General features: G+C 70.3%; 5 protein-coding genes. 1 reads left to right on the top strand and 4 read right to left on the bottom strand.

Features of this window, described 5'->3' with window-relative positions; all coding sequences use genetic code 11:
- Positions 1 to 406: 406 nt before the first annotated feature.
- From ABT112_RS18795 to ABT112_RS18780, 4 genes are all read right to left on the bottom strand, one after another.
- Positions 407 to 1,834, bottom strand: a complete 1,428-nt coding sequence (locus ABT112_RS18795; protein ID WP_351510931.1) for an FG-GAP-like repeat-containing protein — start codon at positions 1,832 to 1,834, stop codon at positions 407 to 409.
- A gap of 442 nt (positions 1,835 to 2,276) precedes the next feature.
- Positions 2,277 to 3,356, bottom strand: coding sequence for a beta-keto acid cleavage family enzyme (locus tag ABT112_RS18790; protein WP_351510929.1), 1,080 nt, complete (start codon positions 3,354 to 3,356; stop codon positions 2,277 to 2,279).
- A gap of 42 nt (positions 3,357 to 3,398) precedes the next feature.
- Entirely contained in the window at positions 3,399 to 3,818 is a 420-nt protein-coding gene (locus ABT112_RS18785) for a carboxymuconolactone decarboxylase family protein (protein WP_351510927.1), read from the bottom strand.
- The gene (locus ABT112_RS18780; protein ID WP_351510925.1) at positions 3,815 to 5,233 is read right to left on the bottom strand and encodes an MFS transporter; all 1,419 of its coding nucleotides are present in this window, start codon (positions 5,231 to 5,233) and stop codon (positions 3,815 to 3,817) included. Before ABT112_RS18780 ends, ABT112_RS18785 begins: the two co-directional genes overlap by 4 nt.
- A gap of 159 nt (positions 5,234 to 5,392) precedes the next feature.
- On the opposite strand from ABT112_RS18780, the gene ABT112_RS18775 reads away from it, so the two are divergent.
- Positions 5,393 to 6,409, top strand: a complete 1,017-nt coding sequence (locus ABT112_RS18775; RefSeq protein WP_351510923.1) for an AraC family transcriptional regulator — start codon at positions 5,393 to 5,395, stop codon at positions 6,407 to 6,409.
- Positions 6,410 to 6,421: the final 12 nt, after the last annotated feature.

The following is a 6,421-nucleotide window of genomic DNA, read 5'->3' as shown; positions in this document are numbered from 1 at the left end:
TGGAACACGCACGCCAGTCCACCGGCCAACGCCAACTCCCCTCCGACGTCCGCCTACTGGTCGCCCACCAGGGCCCGCACCGCGTTGAATGACGGGGCGCTGCGTACCAGCCAGGCTGAGACTCCCTGAGTCCCTGCTGGCCTCTGCTGGACCAACCGAGCAGCTTGAAGCAAGCAGCCGAGGAGTGAGCCCGGCCGGACATCGGCTGACCGGGCTGACGGCCGAGAATCCCGTCGATCACCTGCCGGTGATCCCGCCACCGTCCACAACGCCGGTTACCGACCGGCAGGAACGGCCGCAGCCGCTCCCACTCGGCATCTGTCGGATCACCCCGACCCATGTCGGCAACGACGAGCCCACCAGCCGACAGGCACGTGATCCGCCGAACAGGCCCCGGCGTGCGGGCCTAGTTCGCCGGGTTCGTCAGCTCCGTGCCGAAGCGGCCCTTCGACGCCGGGGCACCCAGGTCACTCGGGTCGATGAGTGACGAGTTCTTGGCGCTCAGCCCGTCGGTGCCCGCGTACAGCAGGGCCGCCGCGCCGACGCCCTCGGTGCGGTTCGGGATGCCCACGGCCAGGTCCGCCTTGCCGTCACCGTTGTAGTCGGCCGGCGAGACGGACGTACCGAACTTGTCGTTGCCCTCCATGGAGCCGGGGACGCCCTCGGTGTCGAGCGAGAAGGTCTGCGCCCCCTCGTCGGTCAGCCAGTTCTCGGTGCCCTTGAGCACGTTGATGGCACCGGCGTTGTTGAAGCCCCCAGGTGCCTCGGCGCCGGTGTTGCTGACCACCAGGTCGTCGTGGCCGTCGCCGTCGAAGTCGGCGAGCCGGATGGCCTCGCCCTCCTGCGCCTCGCCCTTCCAGTCCACCGGCTTGTCGGAGTCGAGCCCGTCGGCGGTGCCGGGGTAGGTGCGCAGCTTCTGGCCTTGCGGACCGTCCGAGAAGCCGGTGTCCGTGACGACGTCCTCCTTCCCGTCGCCGTTGATGTCGCCGACCACGGGGCGGTACTGCGCGAACGGCAGCGGGATGTCCTTGCCCAGCGGCGTCTTCTTCAGGCCCCCGGATGAGCCGGGCAGCACGCCGAGCGTGCCCTCGTCGGAGGGCGAGTCCTGGGAGGCGACGGTGACGAGATCGGTGTAGCCGTCCCCGTTGATGTCGCCGGAGGCCAGGTGCTCGACGCTGACGCCGCCGCCGGGCGGGGTGACGCTCGTCATCTTCGGGGTCGCGGTCTGCCGCAGGTTCTTCGCGCCCTTGACGAGCTGTACCTTCGCGCCGTCGGAGATGGCGATGTCGCTGAGGCCGTCCTTGTTGTGGTCGCCCACGGCCATCTGGTCGCCGAAGTGAGCGTTGGCGGCGACCCTTGGTGCGTGGAAGGCGATGGCGTCGCCGGACAGGCCGCTCTTGGAGCCGAAGACGATCGTGACGGAGCCGGCCTGCGTAGTGCTGCCGATGGCCTCGTTGTTCGCGGCGACGACCAGGTCGGCGTAGCCGTCCCCGTCCACGTCGCCACGCACCACGGTCGAGCCGAAGCCGTCCTTGGCCTCCGGGGTGCCGGGCACGCCCGCGCCGGCCTGCGTCAGCGTGCTGTGCCGCTGGGTGTCGACGCCGCCATTGGCGCCGTAGGTCACGCCCACGTAGCCCGCCTTGGACTTCCCGGAGACGGTGCCCTCGGGCGCTCCCACGCCGAGATCGGCGTGGCCGTCGCCGTCGAGGTCGCCCTCGGTGATCTTGCCCGGTTCGGCGGCACTCGTTGAGGGCTGGTCCTGGCCCCGCCCGTTGCCGTCCGTCCCTGCTGCCATGGCCCCGCCGGCCGCGGCCGCGACTAAGGCGGCGCCCACCGCGCCTGCCACCATGCTCCTGGTTCGGTTGCGCACAAATCCTCCAACGGATAACACATCGGTCGCCCCTCGGATCCGTCCTCCTGAGCTGTGGGCCCGGTGGGACGGAAGGGGTTACAGAGACAGACGGAAGTAAAAGCAGGACGGTTGCAGAGTGAACAGAAAATGACTTGCTCCAACACATGTGCGCAGCGCACGCCAACTCCGTTCCGGGGCAACGCACGTGGTGCCTATCGTCCGCTCCTAAGCAGCGGTATGCGGTCGAGTGCCCACCCGGGGGTGTGGTCCGGCACTGCGCCCTCGCCACCATGCCAGAGAGCTCCGGTAGCTCTGCTACCGGAGCTCTCCGGCCCCTTGCTATGCGCGGCACCGATCCCGGTGCCGCGACGCCGGTGAGGGCCGGGGCCTTCTCCCCGTCAGTCGTCGCCGGATGAGCGTGTCGTCAGACGAGCGTGTCGGCCGCCGAGGGAGCCGGGTGGCGCAGCGGGACGCCGCGCCGGCCGGGGCGGCGGTTGGGCGGCAGGCCCAGGTGGTCCAGCGTCTCGTCGGTGTCGCTCCAGTACTCGCCGATCCGGTAGATGCGCTTGGCCTCCTGCGGGGTGGCGATGTCCCGGCCGAGTTCATCGGCGATCCGGACGATCTGCTCGACCTGCTGGACGGAGGTGAAGCGCTCCTTGCGCGGGGACCAGAGGTTGTCCTCGATGCCGACGCGGACGTGCAGGCCCAGCGCGAGGGCGATGGCGTTCATCGGGAGCGTGGAGCGCATGATGCTCTCGATCGTGAGCACGGCGCCGTCGGGGGTGCGGCGGGCGAACTCGACGAGGTCGGCCGGGTGGACCCCGGAGGCACCGCCGCCGATGGCGACGTAGTTGAGGTTGACCGGGCCGGTGTAGACGCCGGCGCGGATCAGCCGCTCGACGGTTTCCAGCTGCGGCACGTTGGCGAGCATGAAGTGAGGCTGGATGCCGTTCTCGGTCAGCCGCTTGAGGTGTTCCAGGTAGAACTCCGGGCCCGCCTCGCTCACCAGGTCGCGGTACGCCGTGTGGAGCAGCGGGTTCTGCAGGGACGTGCCGGCGATGTCCTCCTGGGTCAGCAGCTCGACGATGTTCATCTGGACGGTGTTGATCGCGATGGTGACCTGGTCCGGCTTCGGGTCGAGCTCGGCCAGCATGTGGCGGGTGTCCCAGTCCAGCCACTTCGCCGCCTCGCCCTCCTTCTCGGGGGCGAACGATATGGAACCGCCGACCTGCAGGATCATCTCCGGCACGGCCTCGCGCAGCCGCGCGATCATCTCGTTGAACATCGACAGCCGCTTCGAGCCGTGGCCGTCCAGTTCGCGTACGTGGATGTGGAGGAGTTGCGCGCCGGCGTTGTAGCAGTCCACGGCCTTCTGGACTTGCTCGTCCATGGTCACCGGGATGTCGTCGCTGTCGCCCGGCAGCCACTCGGGCCCGTAGGGGGCGACCTGGATGACCAGCTTCTCCTGGTTCTCGGGCAGCAGTGAGTCGTCGAGGAAGTGCATGTCATGCCTCCGTGTGAGGGTGAACGGGATCGTGATGTCGGGTCAGTCGGCGTCGTCGGCGGACTTCTCGCGTGCGGCGAGTTCCTCGACCAGGAGCGGCACGCCGATGTTGCAGGCGTGGACGCCCACCAGCGTGGTCAGTTGGAGAACGGTCAGAATCTCCTCGGGGGTCGCCCCGAGATCCAGCGCGGTACGGATGTGACGCCGTACACCGGGCCCGTACATGTGGGTGGCCGAGGCGTCCAGGGCGATGCAGAGCAGTTCGATGAACTTCGGCTCCAGCACGCCGCTCGTCCATGGCCGCATGGCCGTGTCCATGAACTGCTCGGTCCAGGCCGGGTCCATCTCCAGCAGGCCGTCCCAGAGCGGATTCCAGGCGCCCCGGTCCCGCATCCGGTCCACGGCCGGGGTCAGCGGACGCCCCGCCGCAGGAGCGGGCGTGGATGGGTCATGCGTGGTCATGGGCTCAACTCCTTCTCGTGGGTGCCCGGAGGCGTCACTTCCGGGCCGCCGCCGGACACGGCGGCGAGATCCTTCTCGTAGCTGCGTGAGCCGAGCCGGAACGCGGCGGCCGCGGCGAGGCAGAACAGCGGCATCACGGCGAGGGCTGTCCCCAGACCGAAGGCGTCCGACAGCAGTCCCGTGAGCACCGGCCCGACGGCCAGGCCGAACAGGTTCTGCACCAGCGCCGCCATCCCGACCGCCGTGGCCCGCACGCTCGGGTGGACCACGTCGATCACGGCCGCCGGGGCGGTGCCGAGAGCCGCGGCCATGGGTAGCCCCGCGGTCACGATCAGCGCGTACTGCCCACCGCCCGGCCCGAGCACGCCGAAGGCGGTGAACAGCAGCCCCCACGCGCCTGCGGCGAGCACTGCCGGGACCATCAGCCTGCGCCGCGGGCGTCCGGCAGCGCACCGGTCGGCGAGGTGGCCGAAGACGATCGCGCCGACGAAGCCCGCGAGGATGAACAGTGCGGTCCTCATCCCCGCCTGCGCGGAGGACAGGCCGTAGGCGCGGCCCAGGTAGCTCGGGAGCCAGGTGTAGAGGGTGGACAGCACCACCAGGTTGAGGGCACCGCCGAGGTAGCACCACACGGCCGTCCGCGACCGGAACAGCTCGCGCACCGTGGCCGCCAGGTCCGGCTGCCCGGAGTGATCCCGCTGCCCGGAGTGAGCCCGGTCGGCCGTCAGCCCCTCGCCCGCGCCGGAGCCGGCCCCGCCCGCTCCGCCCGCGCAGGACACGCCGGGAGTGCGGTAGTCGCGCACCTTCAGGAAGACCAGCGCCAGCAGCAACCCCGGCACGCCGAACGCGCCGAGCGTCACCCGCCAGCCGAACCGCTCGGCCATCACACCTCCGAGCAGCACCCCGAGCACCGCGCCCAGCGGCCCCGCCGCCTGAAAGACGCTCAGCACCGTCGCCCGCAGTCGCTGCGGGAAGTAGCCGGAGAGCAGCGCCGCCCCCGCCGGGCCGTAACCCGCCTCGCCCACGCCCAGCAACGACCGGGCGGCGAAGAGCTGCGCGTAGTTCCCGGAGACCGCGCACGCCAGCGCGGCCAGGCTCCACGCGCTGCCCATCGCGGCGATCGTCCTCACCCGGCCCCAGCGGTCGGCCAGCCGCGCGGCCGGGAGCGCGAAGACGGCGATCGTGACCGACACGGTGGTGACCAGGGCCCCCAGGGCGGTGTCGGACAGACCCCATTCCTTCTTCAGGTAGGGGAACGTCGACACCACGATCTGCCGGTCGATGTAGTCGGTCACCGCCAGTGCGACGACCATCAGCGCCACGCCCCAGGCGTAGCGTCGCGGCACAAGATGCGCGACGGAGCCCGAAGCGTCCAGTACCAGCGGTGGTTCACCGGGTCCCGGCCCTCTCCTCATGCCCACCTGCCCACCTCCAGGCTCACGCCCCGTGTTGCTGCAAGTGCCGGAAGAGTAGGTCGGCGGAAGCGCCGGTGCTTTGCCTCAGGTGGCACAATGCTTGACACTTTGTGGCACTGCCCGTGCTCCTTCGGCTGCCGACCGGGAGGTACACCGGACGTGAAACTCCTCGTCCGCAACGCCGTGCTCACCGGATATGTCGAGTTGGTGCGCTCGTTGGGCGGTGACCTGTCGGCGCTGCTCGCTTCGGCGGGCCTGGACGCCTCCGATCTGGCCGTCCCCCACACCTGGATCCCGGTGGCCGCCGCCGCCGACCTGATGGAGCTCTCGGCCGCCGCGACCGGCCATGACGACTTCGGTCTACGGCTCGCGGAGAGCCGCAGGCTCTCGGTCCTGGGTCCGGTGAGCCTCGTCGCCCGCGAGGAGCCGGACGTCCGCAGCGCGCTCGGAGTGATCATGCGATACCAGCATCTGCACAACGAGGCGCTGCACAGCCGGATCACCGAGACCAACGGTCTGGCCACGATCGAGCTCGGCCTCGACCTGTCCACCCCGCGCCGACGCCAGACCACCGAGCTGCTCATCGGCGCCTTCCACCGCTACCTGCAGAACCTCGTCGGCAGAAGTTGGCGACCGGTCGCGGTGCTTTTCGCCCACGATCCACCGAACGACGCGACCACCCACCACCGTGTCCTGGGCCCCGCCGTCCGGTTCGGCCAGAACCTCAACGGCATCGTCGTGTACGTCAGCGACCTCGACGCGCCGAACCAGCTCTCCGACCCGCTGCTGCGCCCCTACGCCCGCCAGTACCTCGAGGCGATCGCGGCGCCGCGTCCCGCGGCCGGCGTGGACCGCGTCCGCGATCTGATCGAGGCCCTGCTTCCCACCGGCCGCTGCTCTCTCCACCAGGTCGCCCACAGCCTCGGCGTCGACCGCAAGACCGTCCATCGACACCTCGCACGGTCCGGTGAGACGTTCTCCTCGGTGCTGAACTCCCTTCGCGCGCAGCTCGCCCAGCAGTACGTCGGCAGTCATGCCCGACCCCTCACCCAGGTCGCGGCACTGCTGGGCTTCTCTGCCCCCAGCACCTTCTCCCGTTGGTTCCGCGACGAGTTCGGCACCAGCCCGACCGCCTGGCGAGCCGCCGCAGCTCGTCAGGAACGGTCGAGGGGGTAGCCGTACAACAGT

The sequence above is a fragment of the Streptomyces sp. NPDC002055 genome (genome assembly GCF_040296705.1).
Taxonomy (GTDB): Bacteria; Actinomycetota; Actinomycetes; order Streptomycetales; family Streptomycetaceae; genus Streptomyces.
The sequence above is the reverse complement of the archived record's forward strand: the minus strand, read 5'-3'. Positions and strand labels throughout refer to the sequence as shown.